24 protein-coding genes are annotated in these 23,736 nt (G+C 72.4%); 5 read left to right on the forward strand and 19 right to left on the reverse strand.

From position 1 onward, the window contains the following. Window position 1 precedes the first annotated feature (1 nt). From pstA to ACIBMZ_RS19690, 5 genes are all read right to left on the reverse strand, one after another. A complete protein-coding gene (gene pstA / locus ACIBMZ_RS19670; protein WP_396695684.1) occupies window positions 2–916 on the reverse strand; it encodes a phosphate ABC transporter permease PstA in 915 nt (304 codons plus the stop codon). Beyond that, on the reverse strand, window positions 916–1,905 hold the full coding sequence (gene pstC / locus ACIBMZ_RS19675; protein WP_396695686.1) for a phosphate ABC transporter permease subunit PstC: 990 nt from the start codon (window positions 1,903–1,905) through the stop codon (window positions 916–918). Before pstC ends, pstA begins: the two co-directional genes overlap by 1 nt. Window positions 1,906–1,990: 85 nt before the next feature. Beyond that, a complete protein-coding gene (gene pstS, locus ACIBMZ_RS19680; protein WP_396695688.1) occupies window positions 1,991–3,067 on the reverse strand; it encodes a phosphate ABC transporter substrate-binding protein PstS in 1,077 nt (358 codons plus the stop codon). Between the two features lie 211 nt (window positions 3,068–3,278). Then, window positions 3,279–3,923: a phosphate signaling complex protein PhoU gene (phoU, locus tag ACIBMZ_RS19685; RefSeq protein WP_396695690.1), complete on the reverse strand. Its 645-nt coding sequence runs from the start codon at window positions 3,921–3,923 to the stop codon at window positions 3,279–3,281. A gap of 116 nt (window positions 3,924–4,039) precedes the next feature. Further along, window positions 4,040–5,401: an MGH1-like glycoside hydrolase domain-containing protein gene (locus tag ACIBMZ_RS19690; protein ID WP_396695692.1), complete on the reverse strand. Its 1,362-nt coding sequence runs from the start codon at window positions 5,399–5,401 to the stop codon at window positions 4,040–4,042. A 105-nt stretch (window positions 5,402–5,506) separates the two neighbouring features. On the opposite strand from ACIBMZ_RS19690, the gene ACIBMZ_RS19695 reads away from it, so the two are divergent. Together ACIBMZ_RS19695 and ACIBMZ_RS19700 are read left to right on the forward strand one after the other, a co-directional pair. Beyond that, window positions 5,507–6,109: a class I SAM-dependent methyltransferase gene (locus ACIBMZ_RS19695; RefSeq protein ID WP_396695694.1), complete on the forward strand. Its 603-nt coding sequence runs from the start codon at window positions 5,507–5,509 to the stop codon at window positions 6,107–6,109. A gap of 23 nt (window positions 6,110–6,132) precedes the next feature. Continuing rightward, window positions 6,133–6,747 carry a class I SAM-dependent methyltransferase gene (locus ACIBMZ_RS19700; protein ID WP_396695696.1) on the forward strand — a complete coding sequence of 205 codons (615 nt, stop codon included), beginning with the start codon at window positions 6,133–6,135 and terminating at the stop codon, window positions 6,745–6,747. A gap of 159 nt (window positions 6,748–6,906) precedes the next feature. Here the strand turns inward: ACIBMZ_RS19700 and ACIBMZ_RS19705 are convergent, their stop codons facing one another. The 3 genes from ACIBMZ_RS19705 to eccB form a co-directional block, all read right to left on the reverse strand. Beyond that, window positions 6,907–8,112, reverse strand: a complete 1,206-nt coding sequence (locus ACIBMZ_RS19705) for a helix-turn-helix domain-containing protein (protein ID WP_396695698.1) — start codon at window positions 8,110–8,112, stop codon at window positions 6,907–6,909. Window positions 8,113–8,369: 257 nt separating this feature from the next. Continuing rightward, complete coding sequence (locus ACIBMZ_RS19710) at window positions 8,370–9,584, reverse strand: helix-turn-helix transcriptional regulator (protein WP_396695700.1); 1,215 nt, start codon at window positions 9,582–9,584, stop codon at window positions 8,370–8,372. 132 nt (window positions 9,585–9,716) lie between these two features. Next, window positions 9,717–11,087 (reverse strand): type VII secretion protein EccB, encoded by a 1,371-nt coding sequence (eccB, locus tag ACIBMZ_RS19715; RefSeq protein ID WP_396695702.1) that lies wholly within the window; start codon window positions 11,085–11,087, stop codon window positions 9,717–9,719. 104 nt (window positions 11,088–11,191) lie between these two features. Between eccB and ACIBMZ_RS19720 the strand changes: the two genes are divergently transcribed. After that, window positions 11,192–11,935 (forward strand): spermidine synthase, encoded by a 744-nt coding sequence (locus ACIBMZ_RS19720; RefSeq protein WP_396695704.1) that lies wholly within the window; start codon window positions 11,192–11,194, stop codon window positions 11,933–11,935. 72 nt (window positions 11,936–12,007) lie between these two features. Further along, window positions 12,008–12,184 (forward strand): hypothetical protein, encoded by a 177-nt coding sequence (locus ACIBMZ_RS19725; RefSeq protein ID WP_396695706.1) that lies wholly within the window; start codon window positions 12,008–12,010, stop codon window positions 12,182–12,184. Window positions 12,185–12,208: 24 nt separating this feature from the next. On the opposite strand, the gene ACIBMZ_RS19730 is transcribed toward ACIBMZ_RS19725, so the two are convergent. Then, window positions 12,209–13,357: a fatty acid desaturase family protein gene (locus ACIBMZ_RS19730; protein WP_396695708.1), complete on the reverse strand. Its 1,149-nt coding sequence runs from the start codon at window positions 13,355–13,357 to the stop codon at window positions 12,209–12,211. Between the two features lie 17 nt (window positions 13,358–13,374). Then, window positions 13,375–14,466, reverse strand: coding sequence for a ferredoxin reductase (locus ACIBMZ_RS19735; protein WP_396695710.1), 1,092 nt, complete (start codon window positions 14,464–14,466; stop codon window positions 13,375–13,377). A gap of 84 nt (window positions 14,467–14,550) precedes the next feature. Between ACIBMZ_RS19735 and ACIBMZ_RS19740 the strand changes: the two genes are divergently transcribed. Further along, window positions 14,551–15,786, forward strand: coding sequence for a PucR family transcriptional regulator (locus ACIBMZ_RS19740; protein ID WP_396695712.1), 1,236 nt, complete (start codon window positions 14,551–14,553; stop codon window positions 15,784–15,786). 75 nt (window positions 15,787–15,861) lie between these two features. Here the strand turns inward: ACIBMZ_RS19740 and ACIBMZ_RS19745 are convergent, their stop codons facing one another. The 9 genes from ACIBMZ_RS19745 to ACIBMZ_RS19785 form a co-directional block, all read right to left on the reverse strand. Beyond that, a complete protein-coding gene (locus ACIBMZ_RS19745) occupies window positions 15,862–17,433 on the reverse strand; it encodes a Na+/H+ antiporter (RefSeq protein ID WP_396695714.1) in 1,572 nt (523 codons plus the stop codon). Between the two features lie 83 nt (window positions 17,434–17,516). Continuing rightward, window positions 17,517–18,305, reverse strand: a complete 789-nt coding sequence (locus ACIBMZ_RS19750) for an IclR family transcriptional regulator C-terminal domain-containing protein (RefSeq protein WP_396695716.1) — start codon at window positions 18,303–18,305, stop codon at window positions 17,517–17,519. Continuing rightward, the gene (gene pcaC, locus ACIBMZ_RS19755; protein ID WP_396695718.1) at window positions 18,302–18,682 is read right to left on the reverse strand and encodes a 4-carboxymuconolactone decarboxylase; all 381 of its coding nucleotides are present in this window, start codon (window positions 18,680–18,682) and stop codon (window positions 18,302–18,304) included. Before pcaC ends, ACIBMZ_RS19750 begins: the two co-directional genes overlap by 4 nt. After that, window positions 18,679–19,461, reverse strand: coding sequence for a 3-oxoadipate enol-lactonase (pcaD, locus tag ACIBMZ_RS19760; protein ID WP_396695720.1), 783 nt, complete (start codon window positions 19,459–19,461; stop codon window positions 18,679–18,681). The genes pcaC and pcaD overlap by 4 nt, the downstream gene beginning before the upstream one ends. Beyond that, the gene (pcaB, locus tag ACIBMZ_RS19765; protein WP_396695722.1) at window positions 19,458–20,795 is read right to left on the reverse strand and encodes a 3-carboxy-cis,cis-muconate cycloisomerase; all 1,338 of its coding nucleotides are present in this window, start codon (window positions 20,793–20,795) and stop codon (window positions 19,458–19,460) included. The genes pcaD and pcaB overlap by 4 nt, the downstream gene beginning before the upstream one ends. Then, window positions 20,770–21,339: a protocatechuate 3,4-dioxygenase subunit alpha gene (gene pcaG, locus ACIBMZ_RS19770; protein WP_396695724.1), complete on the reverse strand. Its 570-nt coding sequence runs from the start codon at window positions 21,337–21,339 to the stop codon at window positions 20,770–20,772. The genes pcaB and pcaG overlap by 26 nt, the downstream gene beginning before the upstream one ends. Further along, window positions 21,332–22,075, reverse strand: coding sequence for a protocatechuate 3,4-dioxygenase subunit beta (pcaH, locus tag ACIBMZ_RS19775; protein ID WP_396695726.1), 744 nt, complete (start codon window positions 22,073–22,075; stop codon window positions 21,332–21,334). The genes pcaG and pcaH overlap by 8 nt, the downstream gene beginning before the upstream one ends. A gap of 49 nt (window positions 22,076–22,124) precedes the next feature. Then, window positions 22,125–22,892, reverse strand: coding sequence for a CoA-transferase subunit beta (locus ACIBMZ_RS19780; RefSeq protein WP_396695728.1), 768 nt, complete (start codon window positions 22,890–22,892; stop codon window positions 22,125–22,127). Continuing rightward, window positions 22,889–23,707 carry a CoA transferase subunit A gene (locus ACIBMZ_RS19785; protein ID WP_396695730.1) on the reverse strand — a complete coding sequence of 273 codons (819 nt, stop codon included), beginning with the start codon at window positions 23,705–23,707 and terminating at the stop codon, window positions 22,889–22,891. The genes ACIBMZ_RS19780 and ACIBMZ_RS19785 overlap by 4 nt, the downstream gene beginning before the upstream one ends. Window positions 23,708–23,736: the final 29 nt, after the last annotated feature.

Below are 23,736 nucleotides of genomic sequence, written 5' to 3' on the forward strand. Positions count from 1 at the left end.
GTCAGCGCTCCTTGATGGCGAACCGGCTTGCGATGAGGCGGGCGATGATCGTGAAGCCGAGCACGATCACGATGAGCGTCAGGGCGGCACCCCAGGCCCGGGACTGGGCCGCCTCGAAGGGTTGGCTGGCGTTGCGGAAGATCTGCGCGGGCAGCGCGGTGTTGGTCCCGTCGAAGAGGTTCCAGTTCGGCGCGAACACGATGCCGGTGACGATGACGATCGGCGCGGTCTCACCGGCGGCCCGGGCCACCGCCAGCAGCGAACCACTGGTGATGCCGGAGATCGCCGCCGGCAGCACGACGGTGAGCGTGGTACGCCACTTGCGCGCGCCGAGCGCCATGCTCGCCTGCCGCAGTTCCTCGGGGATCAGCCGGAGCATCTCCTCACTGCTGCGGATGACCACCGGCAGCATCAGGCAGGCCAGCGCCAGCGAGCCGGCGAAGCCGGTCTGCTTGCCGATCATCAGCACCCAGGCGATGTAGATGAACACGCCCATCACGATCGACGGCACGCCGGTCATCACGTCGGCCATCAGCCGGATGACCCGGGCCAGCGGCTTCTGCTTGCCGTACTCGTTGAGGTAGATCGCGCCGAAGACGCCGAGCGGGATCGCCATCAGGGCGGCCATGCCGGTGATGGTCAGCGTGCCGACGATCGCCGCCGACATGCCGCCGCCGTCGCGGCGGTAGGAGTTCGGGATGTCCTCGGTCAGGAAGGACAGGCTCATCACCCCGGAGCCCTTGACGACGACCTCCCAGGTCACCAGGGCCAGCGGGACGACGGCGAGCAGCACGGCGGTCCAGATGGCCGCCGTGGCGAGGTGGTTGCGGAACCGACGACGGCCGGACAGGGCCGCCCTGGTCAGATCGGGCCCGCCGGCTGCGGCCCGGGGGGCCGGAGGTGCGGTGACGGTCATTACCTGCTTCCCTTCATCCGCGCCTCGGCCCGGCGGACGACCACCTGGGCGAGCACGTTGATCAGTACCGTCATCGCGAACAGCACCACGCCGAGGCCGATCAGGGCGGCGGTGTAGGTGCCGGTCGACTCGCCGAACTGCTGCACGATGACCGCGGCCATGGTGTTGCCGGAGGCGAACAGGTTGGCGGTGATCTGCGTCGAACCGCCGATCACGAGGGCCACCGCGATGGTCTCCCCCATCGCCCGGCCCAGGCCGAGCATCACCGCGCCGACGACGCCGCCGAAGCTGTGCGGGAAGACCGCGCCCCGGATCATCTCCCAGCGGGTCGCGCCGAGCGCCAGGGCCGCGTCCTTGTCGGCGCGGGGAACGGTGCCGAACACCTCGCGGGTGATCGAGGTGATGATCGGCGTCACCATGATCGCCAGGATGATGCCGGCGGTCATGAAGTTGCGACCGGTGCTGACCGGGCCGAAGAGGCTGCCGAGCACCGGGACGCCGCCGACCACGTCGTGGATCCCCTGGTAGACCGGGACCAGCGCCGGCGCGACGACCAGGATGCCCCACAGGCCGAAGACCACCGACGGCACGGCGGCCAGCAGGTCGATCACGGTCACCGCCGGGCCGCGCAGTCGGCGCGGCGCCAGCTCGGTGAGGAACAGCGCGATGCCGATCGAGACCGGCACCGCGAACAGCAGCGCGATCAGCGACGAGACGGCCGTGCCGTACGCGAACGACAGCGCGCCGAAGATGGCGTCGCCGGTCGCCGGGTTCGGGTCCCAGACCCGCTCGGTGACGAAGCGCAGCCCCATCGCGTCGAACGCCGGCCACGCCTCGGTCACGGTGGTGACGAGGATCAGCCCGAGGACGGCCAGCACGAGTAGGCCGGTGCCGAGCGTCCACCAGGAGAAGACCCGGTCGCCGAGGGCGCTGGAGCCGCGTCGGGCCAGCGTCGGCCGGGGGTCGGGGGACTTGGTTGTCAAGGTCATCTTCACTCCAGCTCAGGTACCCCTGGCGGGGACGGGATCGTGTCGATCCCGTCCCCGGATGGAACGCCCAGCGATCTTGATCTGCTCAGCCCTGGATCTTCTCGACCTGGGCCAGCGCCTTCTCCTTGAGCGAAGCCGGCAGCGGCGCGAAGTCGATCTCCGGAGCCAGCTCCTGGCCCTCGTTGAGCAGGTAGGTGAGGAAGCCCTTGACCAGCTCGGCCTTGGCGGCGTCGCCGTACGAGGTCTTGACGATGATGAAGGTCGGCGCGGTGATCGGGTACGAGCTGGCACCGGCGGCGTCGAGCGGGTTGTAGCTGAGGTCCGCCTCGACCGCGGCACCCTCCAGGCCGGCGGTGGTGCCCTCGATCGACGGCGCGACGAACTGGCCGTCCTTGTTCTTGATGGCGGCGAAGGTGAGCTGGGTGGCCTTCGCGTCGCTCAGGTCGACGTAGCCCACGGCACCGTTGGTCTGCTTGACGATCTGCGCGACACCGGTGTTCTTCTCACCGCCCTGGGTGCTGGCCGGCCAGGCCACCGTGTCACCGCTGCCGAGCTTCCAGGTGGAGCCGGCGGCAGCCGCCAGGTACTTGGTGAAGTTGTTGGTGGTGCCGGAGCCGTCCGAGCGGTGCGCGACGACGATCGGCGTGCTGGGCAGCTCGACACCCGGGTTGTCGGCCTTGACGGCGGCGTCGTCCCAGGTCTTGATGTCGGTCTGGAAGATCTTGGCGAGCGTCTCCGGGCTGAGCTGGAGCTTCTCCACGCCCTGGAGGTGGTAGGAGATCGTGATCGGCGCGGCGACCGTCGGCACGTAGAGGAACGAGTCGGCGGCCACGCCGTCGGTGTCCTTCACCAGGCTGTCGGTGCCGGCGAAGTCGACCAGGCCCTCACCGAACTGCTTCTTGCCGGTGCCGGATCCGGTCGCGTTGTAGGTGACCGTGACGTTGGAGGCAACGCTCTTGAACTCTTCGATGACCTCTTGGTAATACGCGTCCGGGAAGCTGGCGCCGGAGGCGTTCAACGCGCCGGACAGGTTCGCGTAGGCGCTGTCGCCGCCGCTTCCGCCCGGCTCCGTGCTGTTGTCACTGCTACCACAGCCGGTAAGCGCGAGCGCGGCAAGCGCGACGCCGGCGAGGACGCGCCGCGAGAGCACGTTGCGGTTCACCAGGTAAGCCTCTCTATCGGGGTGCATCAGCCCGTCCGGGCCGTACGCGAGCCAAGGTAGGAGGCCCAGGTAGCCGGACCCCCGGACCCAGGTGAACGAAGAGTGAACTTGACGGCTCGACCGATGGCCGGACCGGAGTCGGGATGTGACGTTGCGGGGACAGCGTGCCGAATGCCCGGAATGCGACCCCGGTCGAAGCGGCCTCGGACCGTCAGAGCCGGATGGTGCCCGTCGTCAGGTAGACCACCTGCCGCGCCACGTTGACCGCCTGGTCGGCGTACCGCTCGTAGTAGCGGCCGACCAGCGCCAGGTCGATGGCGGACTCCACCCCGTACGGCCAGCCGGCCACCAGGAGCGACAGCAGGCGCTCCTGGGCGGCGTCGACCTCGTCGTCGTCCAGTCCGAGCTGCATCGCGTCCAACCGGTCGCGGGTGGCCAGCACGACGGCGGTCTTGTCGGCGATCCGGGCCGCCGCGTCGGCCATCTCCGTGATCACCGGGACCGCCGGTTCCGGGACCACACCCACCGGGTACCGCATCAGGACGACCTTGGCGACGTGCACGGCGAGGTCACCCATGCGCTCCAGGGCACCGGCGATCCGCAGGGCGCACACCACCAGTCGCAGGTCGGAGGCGACCGGCTGATGCCGGACCAGCACCTGCGGGATCATCGCCTCGACCTCGGCCCGCCGCTGGTCGAGCACCGTGTCGGCGGCGATCACCGCCTCGGCGGCACCCCGGTCCACATCGAGCAGGGCGGTGCCGGCACCCCGGATCGCCGCGCTGGCGTCCCGACTCATCGCGGCCAGCACGCCGGTGAGTCGGTCGAGCTGCTCGTCGTAGCTGTCCCGGCTCATCGCGCCCCTCCGTCCGTCCAGGCCGTCCCACCCGCCGGTGGCACGTCACCGCCGCGCCGGGGGCCGGGCCCGGCCCGGCCCGCAAAACTACCCGCCCCGTGCATCCCCGTCGGTGGTCAGTCGGCCAGCACGTCCAGCAGCAGTGCCGCCGTCCACCCGAAATCCGCCGAGCCGAGACCGGCACCGGTCTGCGGGTGGAAGTACTCGTGACAGCCGGCGGTCTCGACCAGCTCGATCATCGACGCGCGCAGGCCGGCGGCGAGCCCGTCCCGCCCGTGCGCCAGCAGGCCGTACCGCACCAGCCAGTTGACGTTCATCCAGCTCGGACCACGCCAGTAGCGCAACGGCTCGAAGTCGCTCGCGGTACGGTCGTGGCTCGGCAGCGGTCGCTCCATCCGCTCGGCCAGACCGAAACGCGCCGAGGTGGCCTCCGCCAGCACCGCCTCGACCTGCCGCGCCGGCAGGTCGGGCAGGATCAGCGGGGCCAGCCCGAGCACCGTACGGGCCGGGGTCAACCGGTCGGTACGCAGGTCGCGGGCGTGGAACGTGCCGGTGGCCGGGTCGTACAGCCGGTCCACCAGCGCCGTGGTGATCCGGGCCGCGTTCTCCCGGTGCGGCCCCGGGTCGGCGTCGACCTGCCCGGCGATCCGGGCCAACGCGTGCTCGGCGGCGCCCATCGCGGCGTTGAACAGCGGACACTCCACCAGGAACGGATGGCGCTCGGCCAGCCCCACGTCGCGGTACCCCGCCGCGCGGTAGGCGGTGACGATGGCGACGTACCGCGCGTAGTCCAGGTCGGTGGGCCGGTGCGCGGCGGCGGCGTGCACGATGTCGCGCCGCCGGTACGCCCGCATGACAGACGCCTCGGCGGGCACGGCCGCCAGCGGTTCGTCCCAGGCCGGGCTGTTGTCCAGGCCGGACTCCCACGGGTGCACCACGGCGGCCAGCCCGGCGCCGCCGACGTCCCGACGGGTGGCGAGATAGCGCTGCTGCGCCACCAGCCGGGGATAGAGCCGCCGCAACGCGTCCCGGGCCTGCGGCGAGGGTGCCCGTTCGTAGGCGTGCCAGGCGGCCAGCGCGTGCACCGGCGGCTGGACCAGACCCGAGGTGGCCACCGCGGGCGCACCCTCGACCTCGGTGCAGGCCCAGAACAGCGGACCCGGGAAGTACGCGGTGGCCGGCACCGCCGGGTTGAACACGATGTGCGGCACCCGGCCGTCGCGCCACTGGGCGGCGAACAGGCTGGACAGCTCCGACCAGGCCCGCTCGGGTCGGACGTGCGCCCAGCCGATCGCGATGAACGCCGAGTCCCAGCTCCACTGGTGCGGATAGAGGGTGCGCGACGGAACGGTGTGGTCGTGCTCCCAGTTGCCGTCCAGAGTGGCCTGCGCCGACTGCCGCAGCCGGGCGTGACCCCCGTCGGCCTGGTCGGCCGGGGCGGGGCTCGGTCCGGTCGACGGAACAGTCTGGTTAACCATGAGTCACATCCCGGTAGCGCTACGCTCCTCGCTAGGCTAGACGATCGTGGCATCAGTCACTGCGCACGGGGGCGCGCGAACGATCGACGCGAAGGAGCCCCAACGATGCAGCAGGGTCCCACGGGTACCGAGGGCGAGGACTACACCCACCGGTTGCAGAAGCTCGGTGGCGCGCGCTGGAAGCAACTCCTGGACGTGCAGGCGCCGTACCGGTGGAACCTTCGGCGACTCGGCCTCGGCCGTACCCTCGACGTCGGCTCCGGGCTCGGCCGGAACCTGGTCAACCTGGGAGCCGGGGCGGTCGGCGTGGACCACAATCCGACCTCGGTGGCACACACCCGCTCGCTCGGGCTGGAGGCGTACACCACGGAGGAGTTCTTCCGCTCGGCGCACGCCCGCCCCGACGCGTTCGACTCCATGCTCGCCGCGCACCTGCTCGAACACATGCCGGCTGAGCAGGCCCGCGAGGTGGTCGCGTCGTACCTGCCGTTCGTCCGCCCCGGCGGCCGGGCGGTCTTCATCACCCCGCAGGAGCGCGGGTACGACAGCGACGCGTCGCACGTCCGGTTCGTCGGCTTCGGCGAGGCGGCCGAGACCTGCCGGGAACTCGGGCTGACCGTGCTGCGGCAGTACTCCTTCCCGTTCCCCCGGATCGCGGGACGGGTGTTCACGTACAACGAGTTCGTGACCGTCGCCCGGCTGCCCTGAGGGCCGCCGGTTACGGTGGGCCCATGGGCAACCCGACTCGGTGGGCCACCGACACCGGCCCCGAGCACTCCCAGTGGTACGTCGACCGGTTCCGCCGCATGGCGGCCGACGGGGTCGACCTGGCCGGGGAGGCGCGACTGCTGGACACACTGGTGCCGCCGGGCTCCCGGATCCTCGACGCCGGCTGCGGCACCGGCCGGGTCGGCGCCGAGCTGGCCGCCCGGGGCCACAGCGTGGTCGGCGTGGACGCCGATCCGGTCCTGGTCGAGGCGGCCCGCGCCGACCATCCGGGGCCGCGTTGGCTGGTCGCCGACCTGACCGAGCTGGATCTGGTGGCGGCCGGTGAACCGGAGCCCTTCGACGCGGCCGTGCTGGCCGGAAACGTGATGGCGTTCGTGGCGGCGGGCACCGAGGGCGCGGTGCTCCGGCGCGTCGCCGCGCACCTGCGTCCGGACGGGGTGGCGGCGATCGGATTCGGCACCGACCGGGGCTATCCGCTGACCGACTTCGACGCCGACGTGGTCGCCGCCGGGCTGCGCCGGGAGCACCGCTTCGCCACCTGGGACCTGCGTCCGTGGCACGACGACGCCGACTTCGCCGTCACCGTCCTGCGCCGCCCCGCCACCGCATCCGCCTGATCGCGTCGAGAACGTCGCGAGCGGCGGCGGCCACCGTGCAGTCCGGTATGCGGCAGACAGGACACGTGCCGCCGACTGTCGGCTGGTGGTCGCGCAGGGTCCACCGCGCGGTAAGGGCGAGCCGGTTGAGGATCTGGGCCAAGGACAGGAACGGTGCCGTCATACTCCGGACACCCCGAGGGCGGCGGCGAGTTGCACGACCGTCGTCGGAGCATCCGGGCTACGGATGAGCTGGGCGAGCACATCACGAGCAGCGGGTCGGTGGCGCACCTCAGCGGGGGCGGTGCGCTCGGCCTCCAGCACGATCCGAGCGGCGCTGACCGGGTCGCCCACCTGGAGATGGGCGCGGGCAGCGTCGATCAGGTACGCGGCACGGTGCTCGACGGGCAGCCACCGCCACCCCTCGCCGCTGACCACCTGATGATGCCAGACCACCGCGTCGCCTCCGTCGCCGCATGCGACCGCTGCCGACATCCGGGCGGCGGCCACGGCGGCGGGTCCGAACGCGGTCCGATAGTGGTCGCGACCTTCACCCACTCGCGCGGCCAGATCAGCAGCCTCGCCGAGCAGGGCGCGGGCAGTCCGCTCGTCGCCGTGCCCGGCCGCCGCGAGGGCGGCCTGCACGAGCAGTGTTCCGCACAACGACAGGCACGCCGGAGATTCACCGTCGAGGTCCGGCGGTGCGATGCGGTACGCGGCGGACCGGCTGGTCGATGCCGCCAGCCGCGCCCGTCCGGTGGACCGAAGTACCTGCACCAGTTGCACCGCTGCGGCGGCCACCAACGCCGGATCACCCACGGCGAAGGCCATCGCCCGGTCGGCGGCCAACCACGCCAACTCGCCTTCATCGAGCTTCACCAGCAGCGACGCGGTCACCCGATACGCCTCCACCAGCGGCCCCCGGCCCGTGCTCGGATCGAGGGCGTGGCCGCGCTGCGCTGCGGTCAGCAGCTCCGGCAATGCACGGATCAGGTGCGGGTACCGAGCGTACTGGTAGGTGGTCCACGCATGCTCCACCGTCCGGGCCACCTGGGCCGTCGACGACACGTCCCGACCCGAGGCTCGCCGCCCCAGGACGACGTCGTACGTCGACAACGTCTCGCGGATCCGCTCCACACCCTCCGGCCGCCCGCCGGCCCCATCGATGCGGGTGTCACGGCCGAGCAGCACAGACTGGTCGATCCCCAGCACAGCGGCGACGTCCACTATCGTGGACACCTTGTCCAACGACCTGGCACCACGCTCGACCTTGTCCACCCAGCTCTTGGACTTGCCCAGACGGTCGGCGAACACCTGCTGCGACATCCGCCGCCGACCACGCCAGTACGCCACCCGCCGACCGATCGGCAACAGCTCACCACTCACGACGCGATCGATCCGGCAACGTCCGGGCCAACTCCCTGACCGGTGTCCGCTCCACCTCAGTTCGGACGGCCACCCGCCACACGATGTGTTGCGCCGCGACGCACGGCCCCCACCAAGATCACCCGTTCGCCTCCGCTCGTCATGAACAGCGGCGAAGGGATTCCACCAGCACATACTCCCTAGAGCCACCATGCGATCACGCTAAGCAGGGAGAGTCCGGACAGGGGGTACGTGGCGTACCCGGTGACGGGCGGTACCTACAGGTCGGTCACACCGATTCGGCGTGCGAGGTCGACGGCCTCGGCGCGAATCGACGCCGGCGCCTCGCGACACAACCGGCCGACCATGTCCTGCGCTATCGGGGAGTACCGAACCGTCTCCGGCGAAGTCGCCTCGGCCCGCGTGAGCAGGTGCAGGGTCGCCTCCCGTGCACCCTCCAGATCGGCCGACCGGGCCAGCTCCACATAGTGTCGGCCGCGACGCTCGGTCGATGGGATCGACGCCGGGTCCAGGGCGTGAGCCCGACGTTGAGCCTCGTCCGGGTCGCCCAGATCCACCGCGCACATGACGGCGTACACGTCGACCAGCGGCCGCGACACCCTGGTCCTCAGACCCACGAAGCCGTCCGGCAACGCACGGTCGATCACCGTTCTCGCGGCGTCCCAGTCCGACCACGCCCCCTGGTCGCCCGTCCGGGCGCGCGTGAGCGCCTCATTCAGGTGCAGGTCGGCGAGCATCTCCGCCCACTCGGTCCCACCCTCGGCAACCCGAGGTGCGATCAGCTCTCGCGCATCCCGGAGCCGCTCCAAGGCCTCGTCACCACGACCGACCGAGCGCAGCAGGTGCGCGGCATACCAACTCGCCTGAGCAATCGCGAGCGGATCGTCCGCGTCCAGGGCCGCAGTCATCCCGCGGTCGACGGTGAGCCAGACCAGCTCGCGGTCACCGTGCCACGCCAGGTACGCCTGAGCGAGATGGTATGCCTGCGCGAGAAGCGCAAGGCTTGCCCGTCGTTCGGCGCCGGTATACAGCCGAGCCGCCCGTTGGGTCGCGTCGAGCAGCACGGGCAGCGCCTCGCCAACCGCAGTCCGCTGATGCCGGGACGTGTGCCAGGTCTGCCAGGCGGAGTCGACCGCGCCCCGCAGATAGTCGGTGCTCTCCGGTTCACCGTCGACCGTGATGTGCCAGGCGGTCAGAGCACGCCGAACCTCGTGAACGGCGGGATGACTGACCCGGGCGTCCAGGGAGAGCGAGACGGACGGGCCGAACAGGTCACCGAGATCCCGTACACCGAGATGCGGGGCCAACTGTTGTGCGGCCCGCAGCGTCAACGACCGTCGCCCTTTCTCGATGAACTTCACGGTCGTCGGCGAGAGTCCACTCACACCGGCAAGGCGTTCACGGGAAAGCCCGGCAGCTCGGCGAAGTCGCTCGACGCGTTGGCCCGGGGTGGGTTGCTGCTGATCGGTCACGGAGACACCTCACCCAATAGGGGTACATCGTGTACCCCACCGTAACGCCCGAGTGCGGCCCTCGCCGTCCCCGGATGCAAAGGAAGGGACCCTTCCTATGCACCAGGCGTTAGTAGGGGACCCTTCCTTTCATCACGGAGGGTCGGCCTGGCGGGCCGCCTCGGGGTCCAGGGGCGCTCCGGCGGGAACCAGGTCGACCACGCCGGCGGGCAGCCGCACCGGACGCACCTCGCCGTAGCCGAGCATGGCCGGCACGGCGGCGTCGGCCAGGACGTAGCGTCGGCCGAGGTCGGTGACCAGGGAGATCGCCCCACCGGTGGCACCGGGCGCGGCGACCGATTCGACCACCGCGCCGCGCCCCGGCTCCACCGACACCTGGTCCGCCGCACCGGTCGCCCGGTGCGGCACGCCGACCGGTTCCGGTGTCCGTACGCCGAGACGCAGGTCGACCGGGCCGGTGTCGTCGCCGACCCGCACACAGAGCGTCGAGGTGTCCTCGGCGGTCAGCCGGGGCGGTACCTCGGGTGGCGCGCCGGGTCCGTTCGGGGTGAGGTCGTCGAGCTGCGGCAGGGCGGCGAAGCGGCCGAGGCTGACCGGGTCCGGCTCGCGCTGCCCGGTCCGGGCCAGCAGCAGCGCGGCCTGCAACTCGGTGATGCCGGCCAGGCCGTCACGGAGCACCACCGCGTACTGCCGCCCGCCGCCGGGGTTGCGCACGACGAGGACGTCGCCGACCCGCGCACCGGTGACGCGAACCGCGCGGTCACCGAGGCCGGGTATCTCCAGCGGCTTCAGGTCCGCGCCGGCCGGGACGGCGTTGAGCAGGGCCGCGGCGACCGGCACGGCCCGCGCCCGGGTGGCCGCCAAGGCGGCCAGCACCCGGTCGGTGTCCCGGACCAGGTGCCGCCGCTGCTGCCAGAGCAGGTGCAACGCGCCGCCGGGGGCGCGTAGCAGCAGGCCGTACGCGCCGAGCGGCCGACCGTCGTCGCCGCCGGAGCCGATCAGCAGCGTCGAGTGGGGCCGCTCCGGTCCGGCCGGGGTCGACACCGACGAGCAGACCGTCCACGGCGCGGTGGTGAGCCGCCCGGTGTCCGGCAGCGAGTCGGGCGCGTCGCCGATGCCCAGCGGTACGCCACGCGGCACCCCGTCGAGCGACCGGCGTGACACCAGCACGGTCCTCGGCTGGTCCGCACCGACGATGAGCAGAGCCGAGGCGTAGTTGCGGACCGGGTGCAGCCGCTGTTCGCGGTAGACGAAGCGAGCGCCGGACTCCTTCTCGACGATGACGGCGGCGGCGTCCCGCCACGTCGCGCCACCGCCGGTGAACAGGCCGTAGAGGGCGAACGCGCCCAACCCGACGACCGCCACCAGGACGCTGGCCAGGGCGGCACCGGCGAGCCGCCGCATCGGCGAGCGCACCGGGTCGGTCTCGCGCATCACCAGCGCCGCCACCACCCGCTGGAGGGTGAACTGGTACGAGTGGAGCTGGTCCTGCCGCGACGGCATGCGATCTCCTCCGCGCGAGACGGTCGGCGCACAGGATATGCGCCGCGTCGATGTCGCGTGGACCCTGCGTCACGGTCCGCCGGCATGCGCGTAGCATCCGGCCGGTGAGCGTACGTTTCGAGGAGCTGGCCTGGCGTCCGACCCCGATCGGCGAGATCAGCCTGCGCCGACGCCGGGACCCCCGTCTCGACCTCGACGTGTACGAGGTCAAGCTCGACGACGAGTACCTGATGTCGAGCCTGTTCACCGCCGGTGAGGTCGCGCTGGCCGAGCTGGGACTGGCACCGCTGTCGGGGACCGGCCTGGAGGTGGCCGTCGGTGGGCTCGGGCTCGGCTACACGGCGAGGACGGTGCTGGCCGACGAGCGGGTGGGCGCGCTGCTGGTGGTGGAGGCGGTCGAGGACGTCATCGACTGGCACCGGCGCGAGTTGCTGCCGTTCGCCGCCGGGTTGGCCACCGATGCGCGTACCCGGCTGGCCCGAGCCGACTTCTTCGCCCGGGTGGCCGGCGGCGACGGCCTCGACCCCGACGCGCCCGGGCGTCGTTTCGACGCCGTCCTGCTGGACGTCGACCACTCCCCCGCGCACGTGCTGCACCCGAGTCACGCCGACTTCTACACCCCGGCGGGGTTGCGCCGCCTGGCGCGGCTGCTCCGTCCGGGCGGGGTGTTCGCGCTCTGGTCGGACGACCCGCCCGAGCCGGGCTTCGACGCGGTCCTCGCCGAGGTCTTCCCGACCCACCACAGTCACGTGGTGCGTTTCCCGAACCCGCTGACCGGTGGCGAATCGGCCAACACGGTCTATGTGGCGCAGACCTCGACCGCGCCTGACCTCGCCGGGCAGGCATGAGGCCGGGACGAACGGGGTAGCTGACCAGGCAGGCCGCCCGGATCGTCCGGGCGAGGTGCTCAGGAGGTTCAGATGCGTGCCCTGCTGTGGGTGGTCGCCGTGGTGGCCGGTGTGCTCGTCCTGCTCGGGCTGCTCCTCGAAGCGGTCCGTTGGCTGCTCATCATCGGTGTCATCGCGCTCGCCGCGGTGATCGTGCTGGCCTTCGTGAAGGGCCGGCGGTCGGCCCAGAACTATCCGAGCCGCCGCTGAGCGACGGCTCGGAAGTCGGCGGCGTCAGACGCCGGCGGCGGCCAGCGCGGGCGTCGCCGGGCGGTCGTCCGAGGTCGTCTCGGTGCGGCGGCGGTTCGGCAGGGCGAGGCGGAAGACCTTGCCCCACGCGGAGAGCACCTGTCGCGGCAGGGAGCCGGTGACGTACTTCAGGCCGTACTTGTCGAACAGCGCCCGCACCTCGGGGGCGATCTCCTGGTAGCGGTTGCTGGGCAGGTCGGGGAAGAGGTGGTGCTCGATCTGGAACGACAGGTTGCCGGTCATGATGTGCATCAGCTTGCTACCGCTGATGTTGCCCGAACCGAGCATCTGCCGCAGGTACCACTCGCCCCGGGTCTCCCCCTCGATGGAGGTCTTCTCGAAGGTCTCGACGCCCTTCGGGAAGTGCCCGCACATGATCACCGAGTGGCTCCACAGGTTACGGACCAGGTTGGCGGTGAAGGTCGCGGCCATGGTGTGGAAGAACGAGGGGCCGGACAGCAGCGGGTGGATCACGTAGTCCTTGAGCGCCTGGCGGCGGATCTTGCGGCCGACCGCCCGGAGCCGGGCCCGGAACTCCGGGCTCTTGTGCTTGCCGTCCTTGAGGTTGTTGGCCAGGTCCAGGTCGTACGCGGCGACGCCGTACTCGAAGAAGCAGGCGTTGACGAAGTTGTAGACCGGCTGCCCCAGGTAGGCCGGGTGCCAGGGCTGGTCCTCGTCGACCCGCATGATGCCGTAGCCGAGGTCGTTGTCCTTGCCGACCACGTTGGTGTAGCGGTGGTGCAGCTCGTTGTGCGACTCCTTCCACTGCGACGCCGGGGTGGCGTGGTCCCACTCCCAGCTCGTCGAGTGGATCTTCGGGTCGCGCATCCAGTCCCACTGGCCGTGCAGGACGTTGTGCCCGATCTCCATGTTCTCCAGGATCTTGGCCACCGACAGACCGGCGGTACCGATGATCCAGGCCGGCGGGAACAGCGAGAACAGCAGCACCACCCGGCTGCCGACCTCCAACTTGCGCTGCGTCGAGATGACCTTGCGGATGTACGCGGCGTCCCGCTCACCCCGGGAGTTGATCACGCGCTCCCGCAGGGCGTCGAGTTCCCGGCCGAGGTTCTCGATGTCCTCGGCGGTGAGGTGCGCGATCGGGTTGTTGGCCTTCTTCTGGATCACGGTCACGGCGGTGGTTCTCCGATTCAGATCTCGAGTTCGCAGGGCCCGGCCGCGGCCGACACGCAGGTCTGCACGCGTACGCCGTCGCCCGGCAGGGCGGTGGTGAGCTGTCCGTTGCGCAGGTCGCGGACAGCGCCCTGGCGAAGTGGCAGCACGCAGCCGAAGCAGATGCCCATCCGGCAACCGGAGGGCATCAGCACGCCGGCGTTCTCACCGGCGTCGAGCAGCGGGGTGGTGCCGTCGGCCGCCACCGTCACCGAGGAGGTGGTGAAGGTGACCGTGCCGCCGTCACCGGCGGTGATGATGGTGGGTCGGAAGCGTTCGGTGTGCAGGCGATCGGCCTGCCCTCGGGCGTCCCAGTGCGCCTCGGCCGCGTCCAGCAGACCGAGCGGACCACACGCCCAGGTGCGGCGCTCCAGGTGGTCGGGGACGAGGGTGTCGAGTTCGGCGACGTCCAGCAGACCCTCGACGGAGGTGTGGCGCTCCACCAGCCGGAGGGCGCCACGCGCCGCGAGGGCGCGCAGTTCCGGACCGAAGACCACGTCGTCGGCGGTCGGCGCGGAGTGGACGAGCACCACGTCGCTGCCGTCCAGCGCACCGGAGCGCAGCATCCCGGCGACCGGCGTGATGCCGCTGCCGGCGGTGAGGAACAGCACCCGCTCCGGTGCCGGCGAGGGCAGCACGAAGTCGCCGCGTGCCTGGTCGAGCTGCACCAGCGTGCCGGGGCGGACCCGCCGCACCAGGTGGTTGCTGACCACGCCGTCGGGGATCGCCTTGACGGTCACCGAGATCGGGTCGGTTCGGCGGCCGGGCGGCGAGGTCACCGAGTAGGCCCGCCACTGGCGTACGCCGTCGACGTCGACACCGAGGCGGATGTACTGGCCCGGGACGTGGCCATTCCAACTGCGTCCCGGCTGGATCAGCACGGTCGCGGCGTCGGCCGTCTCGGGGCGTACCTCGACGATCCGCCCGCGCAGGTCGGCGCCGGACCGCAGCGGGGCGACCAGGTCGAGGTAGTCCCCGGGCAGTACCGGTGTGGTCACCGACTCGGCGAGTCGCCACAGACGGCGTCGAAGGGATACCTTGGCGCCCGGTCGCGGAACGGTGGCGGTCATAGGACGATGGTCGCGGTGTGCTGGGCATAAAATCTTGGCCGGCGAAGGTAAAGCGACCCATCCGTTTTGTGCGGGGAGAACAACGTGGCGGAAAACTCCGACACCACCCATCGGGCGGCCCGCATCGAGTTGGACCAGCGGGTGGCCGGTGAGCTGCGGGACCGCCTGCCGCTGGTCGCCGAACGGACCGTCACCGCGATCACGGCGGAGGTGCCCAGTTACTCCGGCACCCTGACCGGACAGATGCGGGACAAGATCGAGAACGCGGTGCAGATCGCGTTGGGCACGTTCCTGCAACTGCTCGAACGGTCCCACGGCGGCGACCCCAGCACACCGCTGGTCCCGGCGCTTGAGGCCGCGTACGCGCTGGGCAGCGGTGAGGCCCGGTCGGGTCGCAGCGTGGACGCACTGCTGGCCGCGTACCGGATCGGCGCCCGGGTCTCCTGGCGGGAACTGGCCGCCACCACCGTGTCGATCGGGTCACCCGCCGCCGCGGTCGCCGAGTTCGCCGAGCTGATGTTCGCCTACATCGACGAACTCTCCGCGGCCAGCGTGGCCGGGCACGCCGACGAACTGGCCAGCGTCGGGCGGGCCCGACGACGGAACCTGGAACGGCTCACCCAGCAGTTGCTCCTCGGCGAGCCGGAGGACGTGCTGGTGCGCAGCGCGGAGCGGGCCGACTGGCCACTGCCGCAGACGCTGACCGTGGCACTGCTGCCGCAGACGAAGCTGCGTGGCGCGCTGGCCCTGCTCGACGAGCACACGCTGGAGAGCACCGAGGAACTGCCCGCCGGGGAGTCGGGTACGGAGACCGCCGTGCTGCTCGTACCGGACATGCACGGCGACCGGCGACGGCAGCTCGCCCGGGTGTTGCAGGGCCGTCGCGCGGTGCTCGGGCCGGCCCGTCCGTGGGCCCGGGCCCGCTCGTCGTACCACCGGGTGCTGCGGCTCAGCACCCTGGGCATCGCGCCGCCCGACGACGGCGAGCCGGTGGACACCGAGCACCACCTGGCCGAACTGCTGCTCAGCGCCGACCTGGAGGCGCTCGCCGACCTGCGCGCCCGGGTCCTGGAACCGCTGGCCGCGCTGCCCGCGGCCAGCGCCGAGCGGCTCGCCGAGACGCTGCGCTCCTGGCTGCTGCACCAGGGGCGGCGCGACGACGTCGCCGCCGACCTCTTCGTCCACCCGCAGACCGTGCGGTACCGGATGGGTCAGCTCCGCCAGCTCTACGGCGAGCGGCTCACCGACCCGCGCAGCCTGCTGGACCTCACCGTGGCGCTGGCGCTGCCGGCCCCCGGCCCGTCTCCCGCGGCGAGCTGAGCATGGATGTAAGGAGGGGTCCCCTGCTATACACCAGGCGTTAGCAGGGGACCCCTCCTTACATCCGGTGCATCGCTACTCGAGGGTGTGCGGCCCGAGCAGGCGGATCTCCTCGACGTCCAGGTGCGCCTGCAACTCGCGAAGCACCACGTCGTCGATCTCGCGGGCGTCGCGCATCCGGGTGATCTCGCGGCGTTTGTGGTCCAGCGCGGCCAGCCGGAGCCGACGCTCCGCCTCCTGGGCGGCGGACGTGTCGTCCTCCGGATCGGCCTGGGCCGCGTCCAGATGTCCCGCGTACTCGTCCTGGATGCGTCGCGTGGTCTCCGGGTCGACGCCGACCCGGTCGGCGATGTCCGGCAGCGCGTCGAGAGTGACCTGGGTGGCCCGCACCCGCGCCTGCCGGCTCTCGTCCTCGCGTTCCGGGTCGCCGGTCAGCCCGGCCCAGGACAGCAGCAGCGGCAGCGTGGTGCCCTGCACCAGCATGGTCAGCAGGATCACCGCCGCCACGCAGAAGATGATGAGGTCGCGTTCGGGCACCCGGTCGCCGTCGATGCTCAGCGGCACGGCGAGCGCCGCCGCCAGCGAGACCGCACCCCGGAAGCCGGCCCACCCGGCGACGGTACGCACCCGCCAGTTCACCCGACGGCTGACCGCGACCGCGCGACGGTCCACCAACCGGGCCACGAGGGCGGTCAGGTGCAACCAGAGCATCCGCACCGCCACCAGCACCACGGCCACCACCACCGCGATGGCGAGCGCGCGCAGCAGCGACACGCTGGTGACGCTGCGTACCGCCCGGGGGATCTGCATGCCGACCAGCACGAAGAGTCCACCGTTGATGAGGAAGGTGGTCAGGTCCCAGAACGACAACGCCAACACCCGCGACCGGGCCCGGACCACCCGGGGACTGGCCGCGGTCAGCATCAACCCGGAGACCACCACCGCGAGTACGCCGCTCTCGTGCACGACGTCGGCGAGGAAGAACGCGGCGAACGGGGTGAGCACGCTGATCGCGCCCTCCCGCAACGGATCGTCCAGGCGCTTGCGGATGAGGATCACCACGGTGCCGACCAGCAGACCGGCCGCGATTCCGCCGAGGAACGACAGGCCGACCCGCTCGACGAGCTCGAACACGGTCGGCGCGGCACCGCCGCCGAGCAGCCCGAGCGCCACGGCGAACAGCACCAGGGCGGTGCCGTCGTTGATCAGGCTCTCGGTGTGCAGCGTGGTGAGCAGCCGCCGGGGCATCCGCTTGGCCAGACCGGCCACGGCCGCGGCGTCGGTCGGGGCGAGCACCGCGCCGAGCACCCAGGCCACCGCCGGATCGACGCCGAAGCGCTGCACGACCAGCGACACCACCACCATCGTGACGCCGACCAGCCCGACCGCCAGCAGCGTGATCACCACGATGTTCGCCCGGAGTTCGCGCAGGCTGGTGGTCAGGCTCTCCCGGTAGAGGATGGCCGGCAGGAACAGCAGCAGCACCACCTCGGGAGGCAGGATGACGTGCGACAGCGGCGGCAGCAGCGCCAGCAGCGCGCCCATGCAGATGAGCAGGACCGGCGGTGCGACCCGGTAGCGACCGCCGAGGGTGGTGCCGAGCAGAACGGTGACGCCCAACGTGATGATCAGCAGCAGTTCGCTCACGTCGCCCCCGTTCGTCGTCCACCACATGGTGGTACGCCGAACGGGCGTCCCGGGCGGATTCGGCCGACCGGCGGGGCTCGCGGCTAGCGGGCCGCTCCCCCGGCCAGGTCCTCGGAGATGCGCCGGGCGGTGGCGAGCAGCGGCGGCAGCAGGTCCCGGCGGATCGTGTCGAACGTGCCGCGGCTGGCGTGGGCGGAGACGTTGACCGCCGCGACCACCGAGCCGTCGTCGGCGCGTACCGGAGCGGCCAGCGACCGCAGCCCCTCCTCCAACTCCTGGTCGACCAGGGCGTACCCCTGGGCGGCGATCCGGGTGAGGATGGTGCGCAGCTTGGCCGGGTCGGTGACGGTACGGCGGGTCAACGAGCGCAGCGTCGCGGTGGCGAGGTAGTCGTCCAGCCACTGCGCGGGCTGCGCGGCCAGCAGCACCCGGCCCATCGAGGTGGCGTACGCGGGGAACCGGGTGCCGACGCTGATCCCCACCGTCATGATCCGTTTGGTGGGCACCCGCGCCACGTAGACCACCTCGTCGCCGTCGAGGACCGAGGCGGAGCAGGACTCGCGGACCTGGGCGACCAGCGCCGCCATGTGCGGGCGGGCCACCTCCGGCAGGCCCAGGCCGGAGAGGTACGCGTAGCCGAGGTCCAGGATGCGCGGGCGCAGCGAGAACAGCCGCCCGTCGGTGTGCACGTAGCCCAGCTCGACCAGGGTGAGCAGAAACCGGCGGGCGGCGGCACGGGTCAGCCCGGTGGAGCGGGCCACCTCGCTGAGGGTGAGCTGCGGGTGCTCGGCGTCGAAGGCCCTGATCACGGCGAGACCGCGTTCCAGCGACTGGACGAACTCGCCGGACCGCGTGGTCGCCGCGTCGGTCACTGGGCCTCCTGCCGCAGGGTCTCCTGGGCCACCTTGAACGCCCGGTTCGCCGCCGGTACGCCAGCGTAGACGGCCACCTGCAACAGGACCTCACCGACCTCCTGCGGGGTCAGGCCGTTGCGCAGCGCGGCGCGTACGTGCATCGCCAGTTCCGCGTCGTGGTGCAGGGTGGCGAGGACGGCGAGCGTGACGCAGCTACGGGTACGCCGGTCCAGCCCGTCCCGCGTCCAGATCTCACCCCACGCGTACCGGGTGATCAGGTCCTGGAAGTCGGCGGTGAACTCGTCGGTGCCGGCGACGGCGCGGTCCACGTGGTCGTCGCCGAGCACCTGCCGGCGTACCGCCATCCCGGCCTCGTGTCGTTGCGCGTCGGTCACGGCGTCGCCCTGCCTTCCGGGTCGAGGTGGGTCGTGAGCAGGCCGGTGACGGCCTCGGGTCGTTCGACGTTGGCCAGGTGGGCGGCGTCGGGCAGGACGACCAGCCGGGCACCGGGGATCCGCGCGGCGATGTCGGCGGCGTGCGCGGGTGGGGTCGCCGGGTCGTCGGCGGCGGCGACCACCAGCGTGGGTGCGCGGACCGAGGCGAGGGCCGGGCGCAGGTCCATGGCGGCGATCGCCTCGCAGCAGGCGGCGTACCCGGCGGGCGGGGTGACGGCCAGCATGTCCTGGTAGGCGGCGACGGTGTCGGGCTGCGCGGCGGCGAACTCGGGGGTGAACCAGCGGGCCACGATCGCCTCGGTGACGGTGTGCAGCAGGCCGGCGCGGACGGTCGCGGCGCGGGCCCGCCAGCCGTCGGCCGGGCCGAGCGCCGCCGAGGTGCACAGCAGGGCCAGGCGGTCGATCCGCTCCGGCGCGTACGCGGCGAGCCACATGCCGACCATGCCGCCGAGGGACAGCCCCGCGTAGTGGACCCGCTCCACGTCCAGCGCGTCGAGCAGCCCGAGCACCGTCCGGCCCAGCAGGTCGATCGTGTACGGCCCGGACGGGACGGGTGAGGCGCCGTGCCCGAGATGGTCGTACCGGACCACCCGGAACCGGGTGGCGAGCGCCGCCACCTGCGGCTGCCACATCGCGCCGGTGGTGCCCAGCGAACTGCCCAGCACCAGCACCGGCGCGTCGGACGGGCCGTCCACGGTGGCGTGCAGCACGTCGTTCACGAGTCGGACCTTTCGTGTGCGAGCGCCCGGTCGACCAGGTGACCGGCGGACCCGAGCCAGGCGGTGGGGTCCAGGGCGGCGTCGAGGTCGGACTCGGACAGGTGGGCCCGCACCTGCGCGTCGGCGAGCAGGGCGTCCCGGAAGCGCGGGCCGGTGGCGGCCCGGCGGACCAGGTCGTGGGCGGCGGCGCGGCCCAGCGTCGGAGCGAGCCGGGCGGCGACCGCCTCGGCCATCGGCAGGCCGCCGGTGGCGTCCAGGTTGGTCCGCATCCGCTGCGGATCCACCCGCAGGTGGGTCAACATCCGGGCGGTCCGGGCGGCGGCTCCGCCCGCGAGGTGCACCAGGTCCAGCAGCGGTTCCCACTCGGCGTGCCAGCCACCGGCGGCGCGCTCGTGCTCCTGCCCGGCGGCGGCGAACAGCGTGCCGACCAGCCCGGGGCCGCGTCGGGCGGCGGCGGCGACCAGGACCGAGTCGACCGGGTTGCGCTTGTGTGGCATGGCCGAGGACCCGCCACGGTCGGCACCGCCCTCGGACACCTCACCGACCTCGGTCTGGGCGAGCAGGCCGACGTCGAGGGCGACCTTGCCGCCGGCGGCGAGCAGCCCACCGAGCGCGGCGGCCAGGTCGAGGACGGGTTGCCGGCGGGTGTGCCAGGGCAGCGGAGCCGCCGCCAGGCCCAGCCGGGCGGCGAAGCGCTCGACCACCGCCGGACCGGCCGGGCCGTACCCGGCGAGGGTGCCGACCGCGCCGCCGAGTTGCGCGGGCAGGGTGTCGCGGACCCGGCGGACCCGAGTGCGCGCCTCGACGAGACCGAGCAGCCAGCCGGCCGCCTTGAGCCCGAAGGTGGTCGGCGCGGCCTGCTGGCCGAGGGTCCGTCCGATCATCGGGGTGTCCCGGTGGGCGCGGGCCAGCCCGGCGGCGGCGTCGACGGCCTCGTCGAGGTGCCCCAGCAGTGGCGTCAGTGCCCGCGAGGCGACCAGCGCCAACGCGCTGTCGAGCACGTCCTGACTGGTGGCGCCGTGGTGCACCCAGGGGCGGGCCGGTTCGGCGACGGCGGCGGTCAGTTCCCGCACCAGCGGCACGACCGGGTTGCCGGCGGCCTCCGCCGCCGCGCCCAGGGCCGCCGGATCGTACCGGTCGGCGCGGCACCCGGCGGCGATCGCGTCGGCCGCCGAGGCGGGCACCAGTCCGGCGTCGGCGGCGGCCCGGACCAGCGCGGCCTCCACGTCCAGCATCGCCCGCAGGAGGGCGACGTCACCGAGCTCGGCGTCGACGTCCGGCGTGCCGGACAGCCCGCGCAGCAGCACGTCAGAGGGCGAAGAAGACGGTCTCATGCTCCCCCTGCAGGCGGATGTCGAACCGGAAGCCGTCCGGGGCATGGCGGGCCAGCAGCGTGTCCCGTCGGTCGGCGTCGACGGTACGCAGCACCGGGTCGGCGGCGTTGGTCGGCTCGCCGGGGAAGTAGATCCGGGTGACCAGGCGGTGCAACAGCCCGCGCCCGAGGACGGAGACGGTCAGGTGCGGCGCCTCGGTCTCGCCCGTCGGGGTGGGCAACGGTCCCGGCCTGACGGTGAGCAGCGCGTACTCCCCCTGTGGGTCGGTCTCGGCGCGACCGAAGCCCCGGAAGCCGGCGACCGTCGGCGGTCGGGCGCCGCGCGGGTCGTCGGGGTGGTCGAAGCGGCCGTCCGGGTCGGCCTGCCAGGTCTCCACCAGCGCGTCGGGCACCGGAGCGCCGGTGCCGTCGACGATCCGGCCCCGGATCCAGAACGCCTCCGGCGTGCCGTCGGGCACCACGTACGCCCCGTCCGCCCAGCGCAGGCCGATGTGCAGGTACGGCCCGACGGTCTGGGCGGGCGTGACACCGAGGCGCTCAGTCATCGTGGTCGTCCTCGTCCTCGAAGGGAGTGGCCTCCCGGCCGCGCAGCACGATGTCGAACGCGTACGCCAGCGCCCACTCGGGTCGGGTCGCGTCGTGGTCGTACCGGGCGACCATCCGCTGCCGGGCCTGCGGGTCACGGACCGAGTTGAAGATCGGGTCCTGGAAGAACAGCGGGTCGCCGGGGAAGTACATCTGGGTCACCAGGCGCTGGGTGAAGGCGCGCCCGAACAGCGAGAAGTGGATGTGCGCGGGCCGCCAGGCGTTGTCGTGGTTGCGCCACGGGTACGCGCCGGGGAGCACGGTGACGAACTCGTAGCGCCCGTCGGCGTCGGTGCGGGTGCGCCCGACGCCGGTGAAGTGCGGGTCGATCGGGGCCGGCCAGGTGTCGGCGGCGTGCCGGTAGCGGCCGGCGGCGTTGGCCTGCCAGATCTCCACCAGGGTGTGCGGCACGGCGTGCCCGTCACCGTCGCGTACCCGGCCGTGCACGATGATCCGTTGCCCCTGTGGTTCACCGTGGTGCTGGCGGGTCAGGTCGTGGTCGAGGTCGCCGATCCGCCCGTCGCCGAGCAGCGGGCCGGTGATCTCGGTGAGTCGCTGCGGCAGGTGCACCAGCGGCTGGGCGGGGGCGCGGGCGACGGTGGAGCGGTAGCCGGGGCTGAGCAGGGGCGGATGGGCCTCGACGTCGTCGCGGCGGTAGCTCGGCAGCACCAGCCCGCCGCCGGTGTCTCGGGTCATGGCGTGGTTCTCCCCTCGGTGTCGGCGGGTTCCCGCCGGGTCCGTCCGCTCATCGGGCCGGCCGTACGGTCGCCTGGAGAGCGCGCAGCGCGGTGAGTTCGGCGGCGGTGGGCGGCGTACCGGTGGCCAGGTCGTCGGCGACGGCGAGCGGCCAGCCGGTGGCCGTCCGGGCCTGCGCGACGGTGACTCCCGGGTGCAGTCGGGTCAGGGTGAGTTCGCAGGTGACCGGGTCGGCTTCGAGCACACCGAGGTCGGTGATGACCGTCTTCGGCCCGCCGCCGCGCAGGCCCAGCCGGGCCCGGGTGTCGGGGCCGTCGCCGTAGCCGACGGAGGTGACGAAGTCGACCCGCTCGGTGAACGTCCGCCGGCTCTGCCGCACCACGACCACCACCTCCCGGCAGGAGGCGGCGATCTCCGGCGCGCCCCCCGCGCCCGGCAGGCGCACCGTGGGGTCGCGGTAGTCGCCGCCGACGACGGTGGTGTTGATGTTGCCGTACCGGTCGAGTTGCGCCGCGCCGAGGAACCCGACGTCGATGCGGCCGGGTTGCAACCAGTAGTTGAAGACTTCCGGCACGGAGACCACCGCGTCGGCGGTGTCGGCGAGCACGCCGTCGCCGATGGACAGCGGCAGCCGGTCGGGCTTGGCGCCGAGACAGCCCGACTCGTAGACCAGCACCAGCCCGGGGGCGTGGGTGGCCCGGGCCAGGTTCGCCGCGGTGCTGGGCAGCCCGATGCCGACGAAGCAGGCGGTGCCGTCGCGCAGTTGCCGGGCGGCGGCGACGGTCATCATCTCGTCGGCGGTGTACCCGTCGGTCATGCCGGCACCTCCACGTCGCGTACGTGCCGGTCGATCCACTCCCGGAAGGTGTCGCGGTCCCGGCTGATCGCGTCCCAGGCGCGGTAGAAGTCGTTGTCGCGGACCGAGTAGTCCTGGGTGTAGGAGGGGTGGGCGCCGCCGGGCACCCGGGCCACCGCGTCGACGACCCAGCCGGGCAGCACCACCTGGCCCGGCACCGGGGTCAGCTCGTCGACGATCTCCTCCACGGTGACCAGCGACCGGTCGGCGGCGAGCACCGCCTCCTTCTGCACCCCGGTGATGCCCCACATCTGCACGTTGCCGGCCTGGTCGGCGCGCTGGGCGTGCACCACGGTCACGTCGGGTCGCAGGGCGGGCACGGCGGTCAGCGTCTCACCGGTGAACGGGCAGTCCACGGTGCGGATGTTGTCGGTGTGCCGGGGCAGGTCGGTGCCGGTGTAGCCACGCAGCACCGCGAACGGCAGCCCGGAGGCCCCGGCGACGTACCGGTTGGCCATCCCGGCGTGGCTGTGCTCCTCCAGTTCCAGCGGGACCGGCCAGGAGTTCTGCACCGCGTCGCGGAAGCGGTGCAGCGAGCCGACGCCCGGGTTGCCGCCCCAGGAGAAGACCAGCCGCCGGGCGCAGCCGGCGCCGATGAGCTGGTCGTAGATGACGTCGGGAGTCATCCGGACCAGGGTCAGGTCGCGCCGCCCCTGCCGGATGATCTCGTGGCCGGCGGCGAACGGGATCAGGTGGGTGAATCCTTCCAGCGCCACCGTGTCACCGTCGCGGACCAGGTCCGCGACGCCGTCGGCCAACGAGACGAGCTTCGCCATGGGCTTTCCGCCTCCCGATCTCCGGAGCC

It is taken from the genome of Micromonospora sp. NPDC049900 (assembly GCF_044461025.1).
Taxonomy (GTDB): domain Bacteria; phylum Actinomycetota; class Actinomycetes; order Mycobacteriales; family Micromonosporaceae; genus Micromonospora.